Annotated in this window: 19 protein-coding genes; 16 read left to right on the top strand and 3 right to left on the bottom strand. The window is 26.4% G+C overall.

Annotated elements, in window-relative coordinates; genetic code table 11:
- Nucleotides 1-10: 10 nt before the first annotated feature.
- Nucleotides 11-1,141 (bottom strand): HpcH/HpaI aldolase/citrate lyase family protein, encoded by a 1,131-nt coding sequence (locus ACMCMH_RS10380; protein WP_412725287.1) that lies wholly within the window; start codon nucleotides 1,139-1,141, stop codon nucleotides 11-13.
- A gap of 334 nt (nucleotides 1,142-1,475) precedes the next feature.
- Here ACMCMH_RS10380 and ACMCMH_RS10375 point away from each other — a divergent pair, with 334 nt between their 5' ends.
- The 13 genes from ACMCMH_RS10375 (at nucleotide 1,476) to ACMCMH_RS10315 (ending at nucleotide 19,226) form a co-directional block, all read left to right on the top strand.
- Nucleotides 1,476-2,216: an IclR family transcriptional regulator gene (locus tag ACMCMH_RS10375; RefSeq protein WP_412725285.1), complete on the top strand. Its 741-nt coding sequence runs from the start codon at nucleotides 1,476-1,478 to the stop codon at nucleotides 2,214-2,216.
- 30 nt (nucleotides 2,217-2,246) lie between these two features.
- Nucleotides 2,247-2,948, top strand: coding sequence for an alpha/beta fold hydrolase (locus ACMCMH_RS10370; RefSeq protein ID WP_412725283.1), 702 nt, complete (start codon nucleotides 2,247-2,249; stop codon nucleotides 2,946-2,948).
- Nucleotides 2,941-3,234, top strand: coding sequence for a DnaJ domain-containing protein (locus ACMCMH_RS10365; protein WP_412725281.1), 294 nt, complete (start codon nucleotides 2,941-2,943; stop codon nucleotides 3,232-3,234). Before ACMCMH_RS10370 ends, ACMCMH_RS10365 begins: the two co-directional genes overlap by 8 nt.
- 86 nt (nucleotides 3,235-3,320) lie before the next feature.
- Nucleotides 3,321-5,912, top strand: a complete 2,592-nt coding sequence (locus ACMCMH_RS10360) for a chemotaxis protein CheW (protein ID WP_412725279.1) — start codon at nucleotides 3,321-3,323, stop codon at nucleotides 5,910-5,912.
- Between the two features lie 102 nt (nucleotides 5,913-6,014).
- Complete coding sequence (locus ACMCMH_RS10355; RefSeq protein ID WP_412725277.1) at nucleotides 6,015-7,772, top strand: YgiQ family radical SAM protein; 1,758 nt, start codon at nucleotides 6,015-6,017, stop codon at nucleotides 7,770-7,772.
- A gap of 71 nt (nucleotides 7,773-7,843) precedes the next feature.
- Nucleotides 7,844-10,846 carry an ATP-binding protein gene (locus ACMCMH_RS10350; protein ID WP_412725275.1) on the top strand — a complete coding sequence of 1,001 codons (3,003 nt, stop codon included), beginning with the start codon at nucleotides 7,844-7,846 and terminating at the stop codon, nucleotides 10,844-10,846.
- A 115-nt stretch (nucleotides 10,847-10,961) separates the two neighbouring features.
- Nucleotides 10,962-11,882 (top strand): manganese-dependent inorganic pyrophosphatase, encoded by a 921-nt coding sequence (locus ACMCMH_RS10345; protein ID WP_412728021.1) that lies wholly within the window; start codon nucleotides 10,962-10,964, stop codon nucleotides 11,880-11,882.
- Entirely contained in the window at nucleotides 11,882-13,066 is a 1,185-nt protein-coding gene (locus tag ACMCMH_RS10340) for a sulfate adenylyltransferase (protein ID WP_412725273.1), read from the top strand. Before ACMCMH_RS10345 ends, ACMCMH_RS10340 begins: the two co-directional genes overlap by 1 nt.
- Nucleotides 13,067-13,072: 6 nt before the next feature.
- Nucleotides 13,073-13,588 carry a hypothetical protein gene (locus ACMCMH_RS10335; protein WP_412725271.1) on the top strand — a complete coding sequence of 172 codons (516 nt, stop codon included), beginning with the start codon at nucleotides 13,073-13,075 and terminating at the stop codon, nucleotides 13,586-13,588.
- Between the two features lie 94 nt (nucleotides 13,589-13,682).
- The gene (locus ACMCMH_RS10330) at nucleotides 13,683-14,789 is read left to right on the top strand and encodes a tyrosine-type recombinase/integrase (protein WP_412725269.1); all 1,107 of its coding nucleotides are present in this window, start codon (nucleotides 13,683-13,685) and stop codon (nucleotides 14,787-14,789) included.
- A complete protein-coding gene (locus ACMCMH_RS10325; RefSeq protein ID WP_412725267.1) occupies nucleotides 14,786-17,260 on the top strand; it encodes a tyrosine-type recombinase/integrase in 2,475 nt (824 codons plus the stop codon). Before ACMCMH_RS10330 ends, ACMCMH_RS10325 begins: the two co-directional genes overlap by 4 nt.
- Nucleotides 17,253-18,764, top strand: a complete 1,512-nt coding sequence (locus ACMCMH_RS10320) for a hypothetical protein (protein WP_412725265.1) — start codon at nucleotides 17,253-17,255, stop codon at nucleotides 18,762-18,764. The genes ACMCMH_RS10325 and ACMCMH_RS10320 overlap by 8 nt, the downstream gene beginning before the upstream one ends.
- A complete protein-coding gene (locus ACMCMH_RS10315) occupies nucleotides 18,765-19,226 on the top strand; it encodes a hypothetical protein (protein WP_412725263.1) in 462 nt (153 codons plus the stop codon).
- Nucleotides 19,227-19,296: 70 nt separating this feature from the next.
- On the opposite strand, the gene ACMCMH_RS10310 is transcribed toward ACMCMH_RS10315, so the two are convergent.
- Entirely contained in the window at nucleotides 19,297-19,545 is a 249-nt protein-coding gene (locus ACMCMH_RS10310) for a helix-turn-helix domain-containing protein (RefSeq protein ID WP_412725261.1), read from the bottom strand.
- A gap of 90 nt (nucleotides 19,546-19,635) precedes the next feature.
- Between ACMCMH_RS10310 and ACMCMH_RS10305 the strand changes: the two genes are divergently transcribed.
- The 3 genes from ACMCMH_RS10305 (at nucleotide 19,636) to ACMCMH_RS10295 (ending at nucleotide 22,832) form a co-directional block, all read left to right on the top strand.
- Nucleotides 19,636-19,923: a hypothetical protein gene (locus ACMCMH_RS10305; RefSeq protein WP_412725259.1), complete on the top strand. Its 288-nt coding sequence runs from the start codon at nucleotides 19,636-19,638 to the stop codon at nucleotides 19,921-19,923.
- Nucleotides 19,924-20,817: 894 nt separating this feature from the next.
- Entirely contained in the window at nucleotides 20,818-22,230 is a 1,413-nt protein-coding gene (locus tag ACMCMH_RS10300; protein WP_412725257.1) for an AAA family ATPase, read from the top strand.
- A 2-nt stretch (nucleotides 22,231-22,232) separates the two neighbouring features.
- Complete coding sequence (locus ACMCMH_RS10295; protein WP_412725255.1) at nucleotides 22,233-22,832, top strand: hypothetical protein; 600 nt, start codon at nucleotides 22,233-22,235, stop codon at nucleotides 22,830-22,832.
- A 342-nt stretch (nucleotides 22,833-23,174) separates the two neighbouring features.
- Here ACMCMH_RS10295 and ACMCMH_RS10290 read toward each other — a convergent pair whose 3' ends face one another.
- Nucleotides 23,175-25,262 carry a hypothetical protein gene (locus ACMCMH_RS10290; protein ID WP_412725253.1) on the bottom strand — a complete coding sequence of 696 codons (2,088 nt, stop codon included), beginning with the start codon at nucleotides 25,260-25,262 and terminating at the stop codon, nucleotides 23,175-23,177.
- Nucleotides 25,263-25,378: the final 116 nt, after the last annotated feature.

Below are 25,378 nucleotides of genomic sequence, written 5' to 3'. Positions count from 1 at the left end.
ACTCTCCTTCTTAGATTCGACCAAATGGCCAATTTTCTTTAAATGTATTCAGTGGCATTTTGTTTAATACCTCTAATGCAAAATTTCTATCTTCATCTTTTAAACTCTTTAATGCATACGCTCTTAAAATATTTTGTAAAGATTTACCAAACATTGGTGGATCTAACATCTCACCTTCGTATCTAATAGCACCGCTTAATAATGCATCAGCTTTGATAGCTTCTTTTAAGATTTTAACATCTTTTGCAATCTCATTTGGAGATGGTGTGAATGCCACTTTACATACATTGATATGATTTGGTGTAATTACTTGCTTTCCAGTAAGACCCATTGCTGTTTCTCTATTTGCATGTGAATACACATGTCTAGAAGCATCATCACCATGTAAATCTAACCATCTTCTAATATCTTTTTTCTCAACACAAGAATCAGGTAAAGAGTTAGGTGTAAGTAAAACTTCAACACCACCAATAACACCACAACCTTTAATTCTAGCTTCCATTGTAAGCATATTGAAAAATGTTTCTAACTCATCAATCCAACCTTGTGGAGTAATTTTATAAGCCATAGCCTTAGAGAAATCGTGAATACCAAATACTACATGATTAACTGTTGAATGACTCATAAGTTTATCTGCAATTTTCAGCGACTTTGGATGCTCAATAATTGGCTGAATAGTAACTTTACTACCAATAGAAACTAACCAAGAAGATAAATCTCTAATCTCAGCATCACCATACACTTCACCAGCTTTTGCTAAAACAATAACATCAATATATTTATGCACTTGTTTGATTAACAATAAATCTTCTTCATACTCTTTTGTTCTAAAAGGGTTGATTCTAAGTGCAATTTGAAAATCTCTTTCAGGAAACTTAGGAAGCTCTTCTAATAAAAGCTTTCTTGACATCTCTTTCATTCTACAACCATCTTCTAAATCAAATAATAGAGTATGCGCTTTTGTTTTGTAAGCATGCTTTTGTAATCTAAACTTAGCTTGTTCCATTGTTTCATAAGTTCCATCTAATGGATTAAATTTAATTGGTGGATAATATATTTGAATCCCTGGCCAGTATCCACCCAATACTGGAGTTAAGTCATCTTTTGATGTTAACTTTGATAAATCTACTATTGATGTCATCATAATTTGTCCTTTAACATATTTATAATTTTTTACATATTTTCAACTCTATATAGAAAAATTTTAATAATTTTTTTTATATAAAGATGATACTATTGCACACAATTTAAAGTGATTCTTTAAATCTGATACGGTATTAAATCACACATTATTTAAATAAAACTTAATATTCTTATACTAGTTTTATTTTTAAGTATTTTTTAAATAATCTTTAAAACACCGTTAACAAAGGCATTCTCAAGCTTTTTGATTTTGAGAGTTTCCGTATATGAAATCTTTTTTCTCAAAAGTTGCAGATAAGGAAAAAAGTTTCCAAATTATTTAGGAGTTAATTGTGGTAAATCGAAATAAATCTTTAACAAGGGGTCTTCAAGTCCTTAAAGAGATTATGAATAGTGAACAATCAATCAGTGCGAATGCATTATGTTTAAAACTTGAAATAGATAAAAGTACTATGTCTAGATTAATAACAACTTTGATAAATGAGGGATTTGTAAAATATGTAGAAAATACAAAAGAGATTATTTATGCAGATGTTGTTGGTAATTTGTCTAAAAGAAAACGAGAAGAGATGATTGTAAAACAATCGCAAAATCTATTAAATGAGATATTTTCACAAACAAATGAATGTAGTTATATCTCTGTTTATGATGAAGATATGATTATGCACCTAAACCAAGTCGACAACTCTAATCGAATTTTAAAAAATAGAGATAGTATAGGATTTCACTCACCCTTACATGCAACAGCTATGGGAAAAGTTATCCTAGCCTTTTCTGATGAATTAGATATATCTAAATTAACACTTGAAGAATATACTCACTCAACCATAACACATCCAAAACGATTACAGTTGGATCTACATACTATTAAAGAGATAGGTTATGCAATAGATGATGAGGAGTATGAATATGGACTAAGATCTGTAGCTGTTCCTTACTTCTCTAAATCAGGTGAGCTTATTGGTGCTTTAGGTGTTTCTGGACTTGCTGCTAGATTAGATGTGGAAAAACTACAAGAATTTTCTACTATTTTAATTGCATTAGCAAATAAACATAAATTTAATAGCATATAAAAAACTCTATTACTTGAATAAAGGATTATGATGAAAGAGAAAATATATTTAATACCAGGGCTTATGTGCAATGAAAGATTATGGGAACGGCTCATCCCTTATTTAGAAGATACTTATGAACTAGTACATGTTCCAATTCCTAATATTAGTGATTTTGACGAGATTATTACAATTTTAGATGATATATTTGATAAAGGAAAAATCAATCTTTTTGGTTTTTCGTTAGGTTCTTATATCTCATCTTATTACAGTATCAAATATCCACATAGAGTAAAACGACTTTTTTTAAATGCTGGAACACCTAGTAAAATGTCACCAAAAGAAGTTGAAAAAAGAAATAATGTTATTAATCTTATGAAAAATTTAGGTTTTAATGGATTGACCAAATCAAAAGTTATCTCTTTATTAGAAGAATCAAATCAATCAGATGAACAACTTATCACTCTGATACAAAATATGTATATAGACTTAGGAGAAACAGTTTATCTCTCTCAAATGAAAACAATAAATAATAGAATTTCATTAGAAAAAGACCTTATTAATTTAACCATTCCTATTCATTTTTATTATAGTACAGATGATAGGCTTTTTACTTATAGTTCGATTGAAAATTTCACTAGTGAACATACTCATATTAAGAAGATCTCTAGAGTTGGAACAAGTCATATGATTCCTCTTGAGTTTCCTAAAGAGTTAAGTCATCAAATACGAATGTGGATGGATAATGCTTAAAATAAAATACGATGAATTTGAAAAAGCAGTTGATACTTTAGGACTCATAGGACTTGAAAATAAAAGTAGTATTAAAACTCGATACTTAGAACTCTCTAAAAAATATCATCCGGATATGAAAGACGGTTCTGATGAAAAGTTTCAAGAGATTAACAAAGCATATAAACTTATACTCTCCTATGTTGATAATTTTAAATTCCGATTCACACAAGAAGAGTTTACTGACCAACACCCTTTCTCTGCTCCCTATACAGGAAAATGGCTTTATGGTGATAAAAGGCAATAATTATTGTATATATAGTATACAGTTTTTAGAAAACTTTATTCTCAATTAATTATATAATTATTTTCATATAACTAATGGAGAGTATTATGACAAATAAATTCATCAACTTTAAAGGGATAAAAGTAAAAAAAGAGCTTTATCCTATTATTAAACATATAGAAGATGTAGATAAATATAGAGAAGAGCTAGGTAGATTAAGCTCTTCTTGGGACAGTTTTGCTCTTCTTGGTCAACTTGGAGACATCAATATTGACATAGGAAAAACAAAAGATAATTTTTTAAATCTCACTTCAACACTGCTAAATCATTTGAGTGAACAAACAATAAAAAAAGTAACTCAAGAGATGAATTTTAAATCACAAGTCACTATTGATGTACTTATTCGAAACCTTTTTGAAAGAACAGCTGATATTGGATTTTTGGCAACGGATGATGATATTCGAAAGTTTATACAAAACTTTGTTTCAAACTACAACAAAGATAATGCTACTCAAAAAAAAGAGATTCAAAAACGCTTTCAAGAGTATGTTGCTAAATATTCTGTTTATTTTGATATCGTTTTAGCAAATACAAATGGGAAAATTTTAGCAAGATTAAATGATGATATTAAAGTTGATAAAATTGATACTGCTTATGTGCATGAAGTATTAAATTCAAGTGATGAATATGTAGAGTCATATCAAGATTTTAATTTTATACCACAATATAATGGAAACCTAGTGTACTCATATAAAGTAACAGAAACAAATGATCCAGATTCAGCAAATCTAGGAATACTATGTTTATGTTTTAAATTTAAAAATGAGATGAAAGATATATTTTCAAATTTACTCGACATTAGAAATAAAGAAGTTTTGATGATTTTAGATGACGATGGAACTGTGATTGCTTCAAGTAATAGAGATCATATTCGATTGGGTTCAAAACTACCAATTGTGATTGATGAAGATTTCAAAATTGTAACTTTTGCAGGTCGTGATTATGTAGCAAAAACATGTAAAACAAATGGTTATCAAGGCTTCAAAGGACTTAAATGGTACGGACATATTATGATACCATTAGAGTATGCATTTTTGAGTGATGATTTAGACAGTGAAGAAATCGACACAAATATTATTGAATCTATGATGCAAAATGAACAACATTTTTCAAAAGATTTAAAAGATGTATTTAATAAAAGTAAAACAATCCAAGAGAACCTCAGTCGTGTGATTTGGAATGGAAACATTGCACAAAGTAAACAAAACTCAAGCAATAGAAACTTTTCAAAATCTTTACTCAATGAAATTGGAGTAACAGGAATCAAAGCAAACTCATCGCTTTCAAATCTAAACCAAACCATCATCACATCTATTTTAAAAGATAGTGAATTTTTATCATCACTTGCAATCGATATTATGGATAGAAACCTTTATGAAAGAGCTAATGATTGTCGATGGTGGGCACTTACCTCATATTTTAAAGAGGTTTTAGATGATAAAGATTCTATAGTACATAAGAAAGAAAAAGTAACTTCTATCTTAAAATATATAAATGATCTGTACACAGTCTACACAAATCTACTCGTTTTTGATGATGAGGGAAAAGTTATTGCTGTATCAAATAGTAAAGATGAATACTTAGTTGGAAAACAACTCACAAATGAGTGGGTAAAAAATACTATGAATCTAAAAGACACTTCTAAATATTGTGTTTCTAAATTTGAGAAAACGAATCTTTATGATAATCAATCTACATATATCTACTGTAGTGCTATTCGTTCTATTAAAAATGAAAAAAAAGTTACAGGTGGAATCGCTGTAGTATTTGATGCAAAACCAGAATTTCACGCTATGTTAGATGATACACTTCCTCACAATACTGATGGTGAAAAAATCCCAGGAGTTTTCGCACTTTTTACAAATAAAGCAAAAAAAATCATCTCTTCAACAAATGAAACCTATGAAGTTGATGGATTTTTAGATTTAGATGACAAATTTTTCTCACTTGAAAATGGTCATAAAAAAAGTGAGATAATAGAGTTCAATAATAAATATTATGCAATAGGTGTTAAATGTTCAAAAGGATATAGAGAATATAAAAGTAGAGTTGATGATTATGAAAATGATATTCTTTGTTTTGTTTTTATTGAGATTGGAGATATCAATGTCTCAAGTCAACTTCTTTATAAACAAGATAATAAATTTACTAACCAGTCAACACTAAAACTGTTTGATGAAACATGTGTTGAGTTAGCAACATTTCATATAGGAAATAAATTTTTAGCAGTTGATGCAAAAAATGTAATAGAATCTATTGATATCGATTCTCTTGAAGAGTCAATTGATATGAACAAAGATAATCATTTTAAAGGGATGGTTTTGCATAAAGAACAACTCATCTCTGTTTTAGATATACGAGCATTTATCAATGATTCTTCAGAAGATAAAAATCTACACAACATTATTTTATTAGAATATGATACAGATAATATACAACATTGTGTTGGGATTATGGTTTCATCACTAGAAAATATATCTGTCGTGAAAAAGAATTCAATCCAACATATACAAAACCATTTTTTGGGTGGTGGTACTTTGATTGAAAGTGTTGTTGATATAACTGATTCAAATGATTCTCGTGTAGCAATGATATTAGATATTCAAAAAATTGATACAAACTTAACTGAAAAAATTTAAACTTCTTAAGACTAGAAAGATATTCAGTCGGTATAGTCTAGTCTTAACACGAATTATGGCACAATGCCATTTACTAAACTATACATAATAAAAAGAAAAAATATGAAAAAAAACACCAAACATCAAGAAGCAACAGCAGATAAATTTTTACCTACTACAAGAAAAGAGATGGATGCTCTTGGATGGGATCAATGTGATGTCATTTTAATAAGTGGAGATGCTTACATAGACAGTCCTTTTATCGGCGTTGCAGTTGTAGGAAGAATCCTACAAAAACTTGGATATAAGGTTGGGATGATAGGTCAACCTGATGTTAAAAGTGATATTGATATTAAAAGACTTGGTGAACCAAAACTTTATTGGGGAGTAAGTGGTGGAAGTATTGATAGTATGGTTTCAAACTACACTGCAACTAGAAAATTTAGAAACTCTGATGATTATACTCCAGGTGGGGTAAATAATAAACGACCAGATCGTGCTGTTTTAGTCTATACAAATCTTATTAGAAGATTTTTTAAAAATACTGTTCCTATTGTTTTAGGTGGGATTGAAGCTAGTTTAAGAAGAGTTACTCACTATGATTATTGGCAAAACAAACTAAAAAAACCAATTTTATTTGATAGTAAAGCAGATGTACTTGTATATGGTATGGGAGAAATTGCATTAAGAGAACTTACAGAAGCTATTGCAAAAGGGGAAGAGTACCGTGATATTCGTGGGATTTGTTATATTGCAAAAGAAACAAAAGAAGAATACCATCAACTCCCAACTTTTGATGAATGTATAACAGATAAAGAAAAATATATCGATCTTTTTGATCTTTTCTATGATAATAATGACCCAATAGCAGCTAAAGGATTAGCCCAAAAAGTTGATACTAGATATAATATACAAAATCCTCCATGTGACTATTTAAATGAACCTGAAATGGATGAGATATCTTCACTACCATTTACAAGAGAATTGCACCCATACCATAGACCCCAAGGAAAAGTAAAATGTTTGGAGACTATTAAATTTTCAATCATGACACATCAAGGGTGTTGGGGAGAGTGTAACTTTTGTGCTATTGGAGTACATCAAGGAAGAACAATCCGTACAAGAAGTGAAGATAACATAGTACAAGAAGCCAAAGATTTTAAAGAGTATAAAGACTTTAAAGGAATCATCTCAGATTTAGGTGGACCTACAGCAAATATGTATGGATATGAGTGTAACAAAAAACTCAAACTAGGAACCTGTGATCATCAAAGATGTGTTGATTCAAGACATTTATGTAAATCTATGAAAGTAGATCATGGTCGAATTATAGAGATGAATAAAAGGGTTCGTGAAATACCAGGAATAAGAAAAGCTTTTGTAGCTTCTGGTGTACGATACGATCTAATAACAGAAGATAAAAAACATGGTTATAACTATCTTAAATCAATGGTAAAAGATCATATTTCTGGTCAAATGAAAGTAGCCCCTGAACATACTGAACAACATATTCTTGACCTTATGGGAAAACCAGGGAAACAAACTTTAATTGACTTTAAAAAACTTTATGACAAATTAAATAGAGATATGGGTAAAAAACAGTTTTTAACTTATTATTTAATAGCTGCACATCCAGGTTGTGAAGAGAAAGATATGCATGAACTTAAAAGGTTCACTACAGATGAACTTAAAATGAATCCAGAACAAGCTCAAGTATTTATACCAACCCCTGGTACTTATTCTGCTGTGATGTATTATACAGAGATGGATCCAGTAACAAGAAAAAAAATCTTTGTAGAAAAAGATATCAAAAGAAAAGAGAAACAAAAAGAGATCGTGATCAAAAAAGAAGTTCGTCATAAAAGTGGATTTTCAAGCTAGCCAATAGCGATATTTTTAACTTTATTTGTTATAATCAGTCCAACAATAGATAATAAAAGGTAATAATATCAATGAAAAATTTAAAAATAAAATCAAAATTAATTTTACTATTTATTTTAATTAAAGTTATTCCTCTTCTATTGCTTTCTTATATTGCAATTGAAGGTGCTAAAAATCTTAACAACTATTTTAAAGAAAATACTGAAAATATTTTTCTAAAAAGTAAAGATATCATCTCAGCTACAGCTACAACAGCAATTTCAGATAGTATTCAAGCTCTCGACAAAAAAGCACAACTAAACCTTGAAAGACTCAGTTATGAGGTTGCCAATAATGTTGCAACTTTTTTATATGAAAGAGATAATGATTTACATTTTCTTGCTTCAATAAACTTAAATAATGATATATTACAAAAATTTCAACAAATAAAAACATCTCCAATTACAGTACATCCAGAATATATCTATAATGATAAACTAAACACTTGGGAACCAAAAGAAAAAGAAACACAAAATAAAGTATATAAGATTGCGAACCTTAAAGATAATCAAAAAGAGTTTAATAGTAATCATTCTCCAAAAATCAATTTTAAAAAGATTCCTCTATATAAAGAGATTCAAGTTATAGATTTAAAAGGTAATGAGATATATAAAACCTCTTCGATTAAAAATAAAAAAATTAATATAAAAAACCAATCCGAAACTTATTGTAAGGCAGAAAACTATTTTGATGATTTACAAAAACTCAAAAAAGGTGAAATTTATGTTTCAAATGTGATAGGAGAGTATGTACAAAGTGGTCTCATAGGAACATTTACAAAAGCAAAAGCAAAAAAGATGGGTATTGATTTTGATCCGTATACAAATGCCTATGCAGGAAAAGAAAATCCTGTGGGTAAAAGATTTGAGGGAATTATAAGATTTGCAACGCCTATTTATAAAAATAACAAAAAAATAGGTTATGTTGCTTTTGCCCTTGATCATAAGCATATTATGGAATTTACTGATAGTTTTAACCCTTTAGCTCAAAATACAAAACAAAATATAGCAGATGCAAGTAGTGGAAACTATGCTTTTATGTGGGATAATCAAGGGAGAAACATATCACATGCAAGAGACTACTTTATCATTGGATATGATAAAAACACAGGAGAACAAATACCAGGATGGGTAAGTGCAGATATAGCAGAAAAATTCAACAATAGTCAAGAAAAAAAGCTTAGTAATTTTCTTAAAGACTATCCAACTTTTGAAGAACAAAGTCTTCAAAAAAAACCAAACATAGCACAACTTAAAAAAGATCATCAAGTAGGACTTGATTGTCGTTACTTAAATTTTGCACCTCAATGTGAAGGATGGATGCAGCTTACTCAAAATGGAGGATATGGTTCATTTGTAATTTTTTGGAGTGGTGTGTGGAAGCTTACAACTGCAGCTTCAATACCTTATTATTCAGGACAATATGCCAATAGTAAAAGAGGATTTGGATTTGTAACTTTAGGTGCAAATGTTGATGAATTTCATTTAGCAGCAAATAAAACAAAAGAAAATGTCAATAATATTCTCGAAACACAAGTTGAAAATATGAAACAAGAGCTTGATGATAATAAATTTAAAATTATGGAATATATTGCTAACCTCAAAAAAGAGCTCATTGTTGTTACTTTTTTAATGATTATTTTAGTAATTGCAATTGCAATTTGGATGTCAAATATTGTTACAAATAAAATAAAAGAACTTTTAAAAGGGACAAAAGAGTATGTTAAACATAACTTTAACTATAGAATAGATGTCACTTCAACAGATGAAATAGGAGAACTTGAAAACTCATTTAATGATATGGCAGCTGAGATTAAAGAGCTCATTGATACACAAAATAACACAAATACGCTCTTAGATATAAAAGTACAAGAGGCAAATACTGCTTCAAAAGCAAAAAGCGATTTTTTAGCTTCTATGAGTCACGAAATCAGAACTCCACTTAATGCAATACTTGGATTCATAGGAATACTAAAAGTAGAAGAGACTGAAGAGAGAAAATTGAGATATTATAATATCATAGAAACCTCTGGAAATAATTTATTAACAATTATAAATGATATTTTAGATTTTAGTAAAATTGAATCAACAAAATTAAACCTTGATAATATTACTATTAATCTTTATACTGAACTCATTAAAATAACAAACCAATTTACAGAAAACACTAACAACAAAAATTTAAAATTTGTAACAAATATTTCAAAAAATACAGATAGAGAAGTATTGATTGATTTAGTTAAATTAACACAAGTATTAAACAATCTTTTATCAAATGCCATTAAATTTTCACATGAAAATGGAACAATTAAAATTGATATCAATTATAATGTAACAAATCATAAGTTATTTGTTTCTGTAGATAATGATGGAATTGAGATAGCAAAAGAGAAACAGGATCTTATATTTGAAGCTTTTAGTCAAGAAGACAATACTACAACACGAAAATTCGGTGGAACTGGACTAGGTTTAGCTATAACTAAACGCTTCGTTGAATTGATGAATGGAACATTACTCCTTGACAAAGAACGAAAAAATGGAGCAAGATTTTATTTTGAAATTACAGTAAAAGATAAACAACAAAAAATCAAGAATGGTAATGAAAAACCTGCTATAAATAAAGATCAAAACATAACAAATGTATCAAAACAAGAAGTAGAAATTCATGATATATCAGTTTTAATAGTAGAAGACAATCTTACAAATCAAATGTATATGAAAGCTTTAATGGATACATTATCTCTAAAATTTATGATTGCCAACAACGGTTTAGAAGCTGTGGAACTTTATGAAGTTGACAAATATGATATTATATTAATGGATGAAAATATGCCTCTGATGAGTGGAAGTGAAGCAACTGTTAAAATTCGAGATATTGAAAAAAGCACCAAATATCATACACCTATTATTGCACTTACTGCAAATGCATTAAAAGGTGACAGAGAAAAATTTATAAACATAGGAATGGATGACTATTTATCTAAACCAATTAGAAAAGAAGACTTAAAAAATATAATTTATAAATTTATAAAATAGACAAAAATGAGTACAATTGTATTTTGTCTATGCAAATATAATTATTATAAGTTAAATTAATCATATCTTCAATTCTTATACTATAAAATAAACCAAAATAATATATAGGAATAAAATAATGTTATACACATGTGGACATAAAATACCAGATAGTGATAGTATCATATCAGCTATTGCAATGGCATATCTAAAAAACAGTCTTGGAACTGAGGCAAAAGCTGTTAGACAAGGTGATGTTAACCCAGAAACTCAATTTATCTTAGAAAAATTTAATCTAGAAGCACCAGAGTTAAAAACATCATTTGCAGGTTGTGATCTTTTTATGACAGATTACAATAATTATACAGAAGCACCAGATGATTTAAAAGAAGCAAATATTATTGGTATTGTTGACCATCATAAACTAGGTGGTCTTGTTACATCAGCACCATTAGATTGTTGGATTAGAGCTGTAGGCTGTACAAATACAATTGTTAAAGAGATGTTTGACTATTATGAAGTAGAGATTCCTCAAAATATAGCTGGAGCAATGATGTGTGCTATTTTAAGTGACACAGTAATTTTCAAATCTCCTACATGTACAAAAATTGATACTAAAGTTACAAAACAATTAGCAAAAATAGCTGGTATTGAAGATTTTAAAGCGATTGGTCTAGAGATGTTTAAAGTGAAATCTCAAGTTGAGGGAGTTCCTTTTAGAGAGTTAGTAAAAAGAGATTTTAAAAATTTTGAGATGAACGGTAAAAAAGTAGGAATTGGTCAACTTGAAGTTGTAGATCTCACTATTTTTGATCCTATAAAAGATGATTTAATTGCTGATATCAAAAAACTAAAAGAGGAAGAAGGATATGAAACTGTACTTCTTATTTTAACTGATATTATGGCTATGGGATCACAAATTTTAGTTGCAAGTTCATCTGTAGATATCGTTGAAAAAGCATGGGATATAAAAGTTATAGATGATCAATTTTGGCTAAAAGGATGTCTTAGTCGTAAAAAACAAGTTATCCCATTTTTAGAGCCAGCTTACTCATAATGAAAACAACAGATAAATTTCTATATATTGATAAAGAAGCAGTTGCAACTCTAGCTATGGCAAGAGATGGTTTGCTAAAACCTGTAACAAACTTGATGAATCAAAAAGAATCAGAAGAGGTAAATATTACTGGAAAATATAAAGGGGAGATATTCCCTTTTCCATTTTTATTAGCCCCATCAGGAAAAAGAAACAACCATGTGTTACAAACATCAAAAAAAGGTGATATATTAAAATTTATTTGTGATAATAAAGAGATAGGACACATTATAGTTGATGAAATATTTCCCATAGATAAAGAAAATAGAGTAAAACAAATTTATGGTACAAATAGTAAAGAACACCCTGGTGCACATGATACTTCAAGTAGATTAGGTGATTTAGCTATTTGTGGAGATTATAAAATACAGTTTGATGATATAAAAGAACATAAACAACAAATAGATGAGATGGTTAAAAATACAGAAGCAAAAAACATCTCATCGATCATTTTAACAGGGAAACCATTTCATAGAGTTCATGAGCGATTAGTTCGTAGTGCTTTACAAAAATGTGATCTACTCATTATTTTATTAAGAAAACCATATAAAGATGATGAACTAAGCTTTGATGTTAGATTTAAAACAATACAACACTTTATAGATCATTTTATAGCAAAAGATCGAGTCCTTCTTCTCCCTTTAGAAAATACTTATATTTTTGGTGGAGTAAATGAATTAACACTCAATGCAATTGTTTCTAAAAATTATGGTGCAACAAAACTTTTGCTTGGTCAAAATCATACAGGATTGGGTGCTTATTGGGATCACAAAAAACTAATTTCTAGAGTTGATACATTAGAAAAAATAAATATTGGCATAGAGTTATTCAATGAGTTTGTTTATTGTGAGAAATGTACAACTTTAGTAAGCACAAATGCTTGTCCTCATGGAACTCATCATCATGTAAAATATGATAAAGATACACTTATGGAACTTTTTAGACTAGGAATTATTCCACCCTCTATTCTTATTCGAAAAGAGATATCTTCTATGATTTTATCAGATCTTTTTCCGGAAAGAAAAGAAAGATTGGAGAGAATCTATCAAAATATCACTACATCTTCTGGTGTTATAGATGTTTTTAAATGTGAAGACTTTTACGATGGATTAATGGATCTTTACCATACAACATCGTTAACATAAATACTTATGGAACCTTTATCTCTTTTTACTACAAATAAAGAGAGAAAATGGTTCTTTTCTTTAATTCTTTTAATATTTACCCTAAATGTCTCGTTTCACTATTTTAACTATCAAACATTCATAAAAAATGAAGTATTTGCTACGACAGGAACCATTGTAAACATATATTCAAAGAAAAACTATGATGTACTCAAAATAAATACAGATACTCTAACATTTTTCACATCCATACCTAAACAAAATACTTTAAAAAAATTTGATCAAATTCATAGTTATATTATTACAAAAAACATTGACTTTTTCTCATATCTCAAAGGTTTTTATACGAAAAGTTTTAACATACACAAAATCAGTACTACTCATATTTCAACAAAAGAGAGACTTTATAATCTTATTGCTTCACAGCATAAAAATTCAGAAATATCTTCGCTTTATGGAGCATTGTATCTAGCAACACCATTAGAAAGACAAACAAGAGAACTTTCTGGTAATCTTGGAATTTCACATCTCATAGCTATATAATCATTTTTAATACTATAGTACATTAAATATGCTATTATACTCTATATAACAATTAGTTTTATGTACTAGTATATTTTATAATTAAAGGATTAATATGAATTTTAAAGTTAAAAAGGCTATTAAAATTTTGAAAAACACTTCTTATATTTCTTATTTTGTATGTGATCCCTACATTCCTGTTTTCCACATTTGTAAATTTTTAGATATTAAAGGTAAAAATTCGCATAATACTCAAAAAACATATGCTTACATATTAGCTAATTGGTTAAATCACTTAGATACAAAACTAAATAAAAAATATTATGAAATTAATATTCAAGATATAAAGAAATATATAGAATATTTAATATTTTTTAATCAAAAAGGTCAATATATACTAACTCCTGAATTATGTTATAAAACATTAAAAGGGAAAGGCAATGTAATTGTTGAATTTTATATGTTTTTATTAAGTGAAGTTGATAGTAATGAAAATGCCTTAATTATATATAATAAAAATATGAAATATAATTATCCACTATCTTTTAATATTGAAAAACTAAAAAGTTCTACAGAAAATACATTAAATTTATTTTTAACACGCTATAAACGAGGTAGAAAAGAAAACTATATTATAGAGTATACTGATATTGAGATTGAAATAATTTCCTCAAATTTTTCATCTTTAAGAGATATAGTTATATTTAAATTAACATTATTTGGTTTTAGAATAGATGAAGTATTAAGTATATATTTAGAAGATTTTAACTTTCAAGAAAAGAATATAAAGCCATCAAGAAGTAAAACTAACAAACATAGAATAGTTGAAATATCATCTGAATTATCAATTTTAATTAATAATTATATACAGACTAATCGATTAGATGCAGTTTTCAATTCAGGTTATGATTCTCCTTACTTATTTGTCAATCACAAACAAGGAAAATATTGTGGCAAAGAGGTTTCATATCAAACATTTTATAAGTCTTTAAAGAGAGCAGCACAAAAAGCAGGTTTTGACACCACTAAAATTCGAACCCATTCAGGAAGAAGTACAAGCGTAATGAATGATTTAGAAAAGGGAATGCCCTACGAGATAATTAGACACAAGTATGGTTGGAATAATCCTATTTCAATCACACCATATATAGATGAACAAAGTAAAAAGTTAATGAAAAAAGCTTCTAAGTTTATATATAAGCAAAATAAAGGGCAACAATGAATATCAAATTTTCTGACACCCCTACCCTAGATAAGAATAGTATTTATGTTATTATAGAAAAACGAAAGTATTTACTTACCCTTAGACTCCAAACCAATTACAATTTAAAGAAAGACTACAACCAAGAACTCTTAAAAAATTTTATTAAAATATCACTAAATGAATTAGAATTACTAGAAAAAACACCGAAGGAAATTGTTAAAAAGCAAAATCACAATTTTTTTAACTTACACTCTTTTATAATGATTTCATATACATTATTTTATAACAAATTTCATCTTTATATTGTACACATGATCAAGCAGCACATAAAAACAAAGAACTACGATTTTTTAGACTTTAATTTAAGAAACCTAGATAAAAGATGGTTTTATATCGAAGAAAATACGAAAGATAGATTAACCGTAAAAGAAGAATTGGAAAAATTATTTCTAAATATTGTTTCAAAAGAAAAAAATGATACGCCTTATTATATCACTAAGAATGAGCACTACACTCCAGAAATTCATATTTGGGATATCAAATGTGAAAACTTATATTTTAAAGATATTAGATTTAACATTCCTAATAAAGAAGTTAGAGAGATTATTTATAATAAAGAAAAATTTGTAAAATTTTTTGATTCAATCAAATATTGTATGTTAAATAAAAAACCTTTTCTTAACATTACAAAGAGTGGTAACATTTTTATATTATTTATAGTGCTAGTATCTTTGCTATTTTTAAAAGAATTTCGTGAAGTTATAAAACATTTTGTTAATAAATTAATTAATTCTTTTGAAATAGTTACTGTGTTTAATCTTAAAATTATTTTATTTAATCAAACAAATAATAAAACACTTAACTATATATTATCCATACATAGAGAAGGTAACGCAAAAAAAAATCATTATAATAATAATCTATATAATCATTTTGCATCAGTTATACTTGATGAAGTTGAAAAAGGGTATCAGAGACAATACTTAGCAAAAAGAACTACTAATGAAAAACTATTAAAGCAAAATACTTTACTCTGGAAATACCAAAAAACTTCATCAAATAATAAAATAAATTTTAGTATTGTAAATTTTTCTAAATTTGGTAATATAGATTTTCTTAAAGAAATTAAATCTTATTATAAATGGATAATTTTAGCAGATAGAAATATTTCAAGTGTATTTTCATATTTGATAATTTTCATTGAATTTATTTTAGATGAAAAACAAATAAAGAACTTTAGTTCATTTGATATTACAAATAATGATATGAAAAAGTTTGCAATGTTATTGATTGCTGGAGAAAATAAGAATATTAAAAAACTTAAAATATCTACAAGAAGTAGTATATTTAATTGTTTAAAAAATATTTTTACATTTATTATTGAAAATGAGATTTCTTTAAAACATAATTTACCTAAATTGTTAAAAAACCCTTGCCATGGTATTGTATTTAATCGCATAGATGATCATACTGAAGCATATCAACCTTTACCAGAAGAGATATATTCGCAAATTCTTATCCATTCAAATGAATTAGAAACACCTATCAAAAATGCATTTATCGTATTATCTGCAACTGGTTTAAGGTGGAAAGAGCTGATTAATCTAAAAACGGACTGTTTGTTTAAAAAACAAAATACTTGGTATATAAAAGCTAAGGAATATAAAACTTTAAAGTTTAAGCGCAAAATGGGAAAGACTGAGTATAGAAATATTCCAATACATGATAACAATGTTCTTTTATCCATAAAAGAACAAATAAAATATCTTAATGATAATAATATTGATAGTGAAAAAATTTTCATGAGAAGAAATAAAACATTTACGAGTACGTCATATTCACTTATATCAGGTTCAAGTTATAATGAGTCTATAAATAACTTAATATTTCGTAATAATATTATTACAGATAATGGTATTTTGTGGAATTATACGTCTCATCAGATGCGAGTACGTATTGCTACATTAATGGCTGAGAATGGCTTTATTGCTGAGGAAATATCAGCATTTTTAAATCATGCGTCTACACAAACAATAAATAAGGCTTATGCATTTGTAAATAAAAAAAGACTATCTGAGCTAAATACAGATTTTTTTAAAAAACATTTTCAATATATAATTCCTAAAGACAAAATGAAAAAGTTAACTATTAAAGAAAGAAAAAGTTTATATGTAAAACTTTTTTTAAATTATAGACAAATGGAGTATGGTAAATGTATTATTCCTATGAGTGAAAATGATTGTGGTAAATTACAAATGTCAAAGAACTGTGCCTCTTGTCAATATTTAGTAACATCAAAAGACTATATTGTCCATTGGAAAAAATTTTTCAATAATCAAAAAACTCGTATTGAAAAATTAGAAAAGTTTTATCTTGATAATAATATTCAAAGAGAGGAGTACCAAGAATATATGGAATATGAAAGAGAAATATTTTTTCTAAAATCTTATGAAGAAGTGTTAATAAAAATTGGAGAATATAATGACTAGTGCACACTTAAAGTTTAACGATATTTCTAAGTCTAACTCTGAAGCATCTTCAGTTAAACAAAAAATAGAAGATATAAAATCTATACTGAAACTTTTATCAACAACCTCAGAATTTAATAATAATAGTTGGTTTTTTGACTTAAGAACAAAAGGGAAAAACTATTCAAAAGACAAATTTACTGTTTATTTTAAAAATATACCTATAGAATATAAAAATATTGTTAAACTACATGTTTTGGTTTTAGCACAAAAATCTATTTCAAATGCAACCGATTTTCCTTCAAAAGTTATTCATATATTTAATTTCTGCGAAAAAATGGGAATAGAAGTAAAAAATTTTGATTATAAACATTTTCAATTGCTGGAAGATTTTATCAATAATTTAAAACAAGAGAAGAAAGGAACACATTATCACTATGATACACGATATAAAATATGGAAATTCTCCATAACATTCTTTTCTACATTTAGTTGGTTAGATAACCTGCCCTACTTAGAAAACCTTCAAGGTAAAGTTAATCCAATTAAGAATTTTAATTATATAGACAGAAGAGAAGCTATTTCAGATGATACATTAGGTATATTAGATAAGTACTTTTATAATGATGAACATAGCTTACATTTAAAATTAGCATATTGGATAATGCGATTTTTTCCTCATAGAATAAGTGAAATATTAAATCTAGAGTTAGATTGTTTAAAAGATTTGAATGATGATTTTTCAATGATTTCAATTCCTATCTTTAAAAATAATGGTGGATATCGAAATCCAAAGCTAGAGACAGATTTATTGGATAAAAGAGATTCTCACCAAGTCTTTTTATTAAATTTAATAAAAAGTCAACAATTAGAAGTCAAAACAATTAGTAATATAAAAAATAAACCGTTAGATATGCTATTTCATTATGAAAATAAAAATAACATCTACCTTCTTACAAGAACCTATTTTAGCAAACTTTTTCGAAGAATATGTCAGAAATTAAATATTACAGAATCAATCACAGTTCATCAATTCAGAACAACGGGTATCACATTGAGAGCTGAGAATGGGTATACAGCAATACAATTAAAAGAACTATTACATACAACTATTGACAATGTTGCTACATACTCAAAACCAAGAAAGGAGCAAGTTCGGAAACTACAACGAAAATTTTTAAATGAAGAAGAAAAAAAAGTTTATTTTAATGGACGTATTATAAACTCTAAAAATACAATAATGGAAAAAAAAATTATTCAAAATCCATTGGCTCATAAACTACCGAATATGGGCTATTGTAGTTATGAAAATAATTGTGGTCAACATTATGATTGTTTAGATTGTAAATATTTATTACCTGATTATAATTTATTAGAGTATTATCAGGAAACTGCGTTAAATCAGTTAAAAAAAGCTGCTTATTGGGCAGAGAAAGAAAATAAGTTATTTGAGAAAGATAGTTTACATAGAGCAACCTTGTTTACTAAACTATATGAAAAAGTATTATTAGCAAAGGAAAATTAAATGTTACAAAAGAGAAAAGGAAATGCTGAAACATGTCATAAAATCAATAAAGAGAGAAAAGAGAAAACACTACAATCAATTCGAAATGCTGTTAAAGAATTAATTTCTTTTGGTTATAAACCATCAGTTAAACAAATTCAAAACTTAACAGGCTTATCTTACAGTGCATTTCAACTACCTCATATTAAAAACTTATTAATTGAATTAAAAATAGGAAAATATGGAGCTAAACAAACTACTAAAGAGTTAGAAAATATTAATATTGATGATTTCTTAGCATTAGAAAAAAAACATACAAAACAAAAAGAGCAAATTAAACTACAAAAAAAAACAATTAATAGCCTTTTGTCATCAGAAGAAAATTTAAAAAAAGAAAACGCTATCTTAAGAATGGAAATCTATACACTAAAATTATTTCAGGATATCAATACACCGTCTCAAAGAAATAGTAAAAACAATTAACAGAATGGAAATTGTAAAATAAACTGTGTAGTTTAATTGACATACTGATTAGACTACCAATATTAACTAGTTAATGTGTTGGTATTAAATCATTTATAGAAATATTTAAAATTCTTGATATTTTATATAAATGTTCTAAATTAAAATGTTTTTCTCTTGTAAAAAGTTCTGCAGATGATACTAAACTCACAGACTTATATCCCATTGCATATGATAATTCCAACTGAGTCATATTATTTTTTTCTCTGTACTCTTTTACTTTTTTCCCAATATTTATGTAAAGGTTATCAATTTCATCTTTATTAAACTTATTCTTCATTTAAAACCCACCATAGTATTATTAATAATTAAGTTTACTTTTTATAAAATATTTTTACAAACCACTATAGTGGGTTACAGGGGTTTTCAAATGTTTTTAAAAAAAAGTAAGATGATTGATTTGAATGAATATTCGCATAAAGAATTAGAAGCAAATGTTGAACATGTTATTAATACATATCATGATAATAAATTTAAAAATAAAATTTTCAAAGAATTAAATAAGATTGATGCAGCTTTATTTAAAATGAAAAATTCTGGCTTAAGTATAGAATACATTCGTCAATTTATAATAGATTATTTTGATTATAAAGTGGGAATTGCAACTTTATCAGAATATTATAAAGTTTATCATATTGATTTATTCAAATCAAAATAATGTTATGAAATATCACTCTAATCTAGATAATTACGAATCAAGTAACAATCAGTTTTTACACACGATACGTATGTTCCTAAAAGAAAAAAAATGCTGGATTAACTCAATAATAAATAATTCAGTTAATACCTAAACTTATTTAACACAATTATTGTATCTTATTTGGAAGCGTTAGAAATTTTGTGTCAGTCTGATAGAATTTATTCTAAAGGAATGACCTATAACTCAACAATTTAATTTAGTTGAGGCACTTGAACTCGTAAAAAAGGTGCCAGAATTAACGGCAAAGATGGAGTACTTGCTCAATTTTGTGGAGAGATTGAATGAAACTTTAAATATATAATTTAATACTCACTTTTTTTGTTCCATAATTCTTTATGATTTGTAGAACTTTGTAATTTCCACCTTTTGAACAATTTGTGGGACTTGAAAACTAATATGAGAACTTCGTGTTCCAAAACCTAGAGTTTATGAAAAAACATAAAAAGGTAACATTTACACATGCAGAAAAGACAATTTTAACTACGAATATTGAAATGTTCATGAAATCAGTTGAAGAAGAATTAAAAAAATATGACATAAATACATTTAAAATACTCCAAAAAAATATCGAAATACGAAACCAAAAACTTATACTTTGCCAATTGAAGTTGATGAGAAGTTGGATTGAATATAATAATATTATATTCATAAGTTTTATAGTTAAAAATCTAATAAAGCTATTTTTTACCATTAAAACATCCATTATATAAACTAATCATATTTCTAAATAAATTCAGAGCTTAAAATAATTTAAAAAAAGTTATAATAATAACATTGAATATATTATTATTTTTATAGAAAATAAAGTATCAAATAAAATTAATAAATGTGTAACCTAATATTGGAGAATAAATGTCATTTTTAATACATAAAATATCATTTGATAAAAATAATGCAAGTAGAGAATTACAATATTTTGAAAACAAGACAAATAAGAATACTATATTTTCAATAATAATTGGTGCCAATGGGACAGGTAAAAGTTTATTATTATCCAAAATTATAGATATATTTAAAGATATTGAAGAAAAAAAGAATATTAGTAAATCTAGAACTAAAACTAGTCTAAAATATTATTATATTAAATATCAAATTAATGATAATATTTTTGTTATAGAAAAAAATGAATCTAAATATAATGTTTCCCTAGAAGATGTAGAAATACCACAATCAATATTAGCATTGTCATTTTTACCTGAAGATAAATTTACCTTTCAATCTCAAGATGATAATGAAAATAGTACATATAAATATTTAGGTATTAGGAATACTGGAAATGCAGTATTTAGTGGTGCGGTCAATAAAAAAATCAACACATTACTATTTCAAAATCTAAGTGACAAAATATTTTGTCAAAAAATAGTCGATACTTTTGATTTACTAGGATACAAACCAAAGATGGAAATGAAGTTTGAGTATAAATTAAAAAGACTTGTTATGCAAAGTATTACAAAAAAAACAATTGACAGTAAAATTAATAAATTAAAAGAAACAAAATTTAATAATACCAGATTACTAGATATAACTGAAGATGACAAGGATAATATAGTTACATATGTTAAGAAAATAAAGAAGATAAGGGGGATTGAATCAAAGAGTAAAGTCTTTAGTAAATTCACCATAGATTTTACAAACTCTATTGAGATTTATGAAGAATATAAGATTGTACGGAATATGGTACTATTGGAATTATTGAGTCCCCCCGTATTTCAATTAGAGCAAAAATCTAATCAATTAGGATTTGAAAGCTTAAGTTCAGGAGAAAAAAATCTATTATTTATTACATTAAATATACTTGCTAATGCAAAGAATAATTCTCTTATATTAATAGATGAGCCAGAAGTTAGTTTGCATCCTAATTGGCAAATAAAATATAATGTGCACATTAAAAAAATATTATCTGGATTTAATAATATTCATGTCATTATAGCAACACATTCCCATTTTATAGTCTCAGGGTTAGAAAAAGAAGAAGCAAATATATTTACAATACATAAAGATAAATCTATAGAAAAAATTGAAGATGATATTTACAGTTGGTCATCTGAGAACTTGTTATATAATATTTTTAATGTTAGAACAGTAAGTAATTATTATATGAAAGCAGATTTGAATAACTTATTGAAACTTGTAGCTAACAATGGTTCAATAGATGAAATAACTGAATTATTTACAAAATTAAAAAAATATACTTATCATAAAGACGATCCATTAACTAATGTGTTAAATACGGTTGATGTCTATATTAGTAATAGATGTAAATAACGATGTTAAATCTTAATACTTTTCTTTCCTTTACTCCAACACAACAAGTGTATATTAATGGGGTACCTAAAGTAAAAGAATCATGGGATATAGAATGTGCTGATATGAAAAGAGTCAAAAGGTATATGAAAGAAGAATTATGGACTATACAGGATGGGAAATGTGCTTATTGCTTATCTCCACTTAATCCTACAGTAAGGAATGAAGGTGATTTACCATTAGATGGAGATAGAGAACATATTGTTCCAAAATCTATTCATCCAACTTTTATATTTGAACCATTAAATTTTGTCTTAGCTTGTATTACATGTAATAGAACATTAAAAAAAGATGTTGATACAATAAAAGTATTCAATACAGATTATCAAAATTGTGAATTTAAGATAATTCATCCTATACTAGACAATGTTGATGAACATATTGGTTTTGACAAAGGGATAATTACTTTTCTATCTTTAGAAAAAGGGAAATGGACTGATGAACTTTTTCACTTGTCAAATGATTATTATACAAAACAAAGAGTTCAAGCATATATAGTCTCTCTAATGGAAGATGATGTAAATAATATTTTAAATAATCCATTTGGCGTTACGAATATATAGAAAGAGTAGTTTTTTAATTTAAATTTGCAGCCTAAAAACAGGTAGGTAAACCTTAAAAGTATAAATTTATAGAGATAATAATCTAGTGAATTAATTTTAAGGATTTAGATTATGACAATATTAGATTTAAAAGTATCTTAGTAAAATAACAAGTTCAACAACCTGTACTTATTGAACATGCTCCAAATCTCAAGTCTTTTTGGAAAAAGCTATTTTTTACTAAAAACTGCTCCAAAAGTAAGAGATTCTGGAACTTGTTTTAAAACTTATCTTTTAGTGTCTTGTTTTCTGTTGACAGATCAATTGTTTAATTGTCAATTTTTTTACTTTTTACCTATACTTTTATAATTCAGATATTTTTTCAAGTAATTTATGAGAATCAAATTCAAAAGTTTTAAATGTTAAATTATGTTTACCTATTTTAATTTTTTCTTCAATTGGAATAGCTGAATCTAATACCATTTTATGAAAAGTACTTTTTTCAAGGAAATTATAAATATCTTTTTCACATATTACATCATTTTCCCATAAACTAATTTTTTCTTTTTTGTCATTAACTTGTATATTAATTTTACCGTCAGATAAAAAGTTGATAAGTTCATAACTAGACCTAACATGATGTTCTCCATTAGTGTAGCCATTGAACATCCTATTACCTAATACTACACATGTTACTATTTTGAAATCATCTTGAATATTCCACTTAAATCTAGTATTTAAATATTCAATGAATCTTTTGTCATTAAGTGCAGCTTTACATTTGTCTAGTTGAGAAAGTGCTTTTTTTAAGTTTCCTTCATATGTACTTCGAAGCTCATGTAGTCCCGCAGGATGTATAGTATTCTTTGCTTCAAAAACATATATAGTATTATCAATATATGCAATTACATCAAAGTCTCCTACATATCCAAACTGATTAAATTTTACTTCTTCATCAACATAATCAAAATTTTTTTTCATAATATTTTTTATAACTTTACTAATAAAGTCGATTTCTTTTTCATTTTGTGGTCTTATATTATTTTTAAAAAGGGAGTTTCTAAATAAATTGGAACTACTCATAATATTCATTGGGAAATAATATTCAAAATATTTAAGAAGAGGTGTATACTGTAAATCTAATTTGTCATTCTTTTCTGAGTTTTCTAATCCCCAAGAATAACCATCAATAAATTCTTTTGTTTTTTCTTCTCCAATAATTTGAGTATAAATAAATTGTAAGTCTTTTAAACTAAATACTTTAATCCAAGAATTATAAATTATTTGTTCATTTTCAGGGTTTTTATCAAGTTTTGAGCATAAAAAATTTGAATTTATATTTGCTATAATTCTATTTATTCTTTGAACCAACATTAAATCTTTTAATGTTAAAGAGTCTGAAATTTTAAAATTTAGAATTTCTTCGCTAGTCCATCCTAAAAAATATTCTTTTCTTATTTCATTTAATTCATGTACTTCTTCTTCAAAAAAATATTCTTGATTAATATAGTCTTTAAACTCATCAAAAAGAGGAAAGTTAAGAATATAACGCTCAAAAGGCTCTTTTTTTAATTCAAATAATGTATCAGATTCTTCTAGAAATGCTTCTGTTAGAGCCTTTAAAGATAAAATATTATCTATTTCTTCTTGATTTAGATATTGATTTAGTCTTTGGAAATTTGAATGTCGATAGCCATATTGTCTTGATTTTTCTAATAGAGTATCTTCACTATAAATTACTAAATTCTTTTGTTCTATAATACACTTATAATTAAAGTTATCTATTATTTTTTCTGCATTTTGAAACCCCTTTATTAACACAGTATCATATATTAGATGATTTATTTTTTTGTAATTAAATTTTTTTAGTTCTGAAAAGGTTTTATTTGAAATAATGTGTCTACTATTAATTTTGTAGTCTAATTGAATTAAGAATGAACAGCATTCAGATAAATCCTCTACTCCTAAATCAAATAACTCATTTTTTTTTATACCTTTATAGAAACCCATATCCGTAATGTATAATAAATCTCTAACTAAGGTTTGACCATATCCTTTAATTTTTTGTTTAATTTTTTGTGATACATGGTATATGTCTTTAGACGCAAAAGCAAGATTTCTTTTTGATTGATAATAGTTTATATCTACTTGGTATAAAGAAATTTTGCTTTTGTTTTTCAATAAAAAATCTAATAGTCTAATTTTAAATTGATTTTTCGAATTTATATCTAAAGAAAAAAGATTTTTTCTTTTTAATGATTCTAATGTTTTTTCTTTTTTTTCAATATATTTAATTAGAATATAGTTTATTACATGATTGAAGTTCTCTTTTTCCAATTCTACTTCTATGTTAATTTTAGAGAGTAGAGTTTCACATTCTTTTTTTGTAAGTCTTTTAACCTCGTCATAGTCATTTATTAGATCCTTATTAACATTTAACTCTTCATTCATTATTCTAACTCCTAATAGTTGTACCATATTTATTTGTTGAATTATTATTTTTTAGATAAGATTATACAAAAACGATATTAAAGTAGTAATTTTATTATATTTATTATTATTTTAAT

Source organism: Arcobacter sp. 15-2 (assembly GCF_047159865.1).
Classification (GTDB): Bacteria; Campylobacterota; Campylobacteria; order Campylobacterales; family Arcobacteraceae; genus JAIOSF01.
The sequence above is the reverse complement of the archived record's forward strand: the minus strand, read 5'-3'. Positions and strand labels throughout refer to the sequence as shown.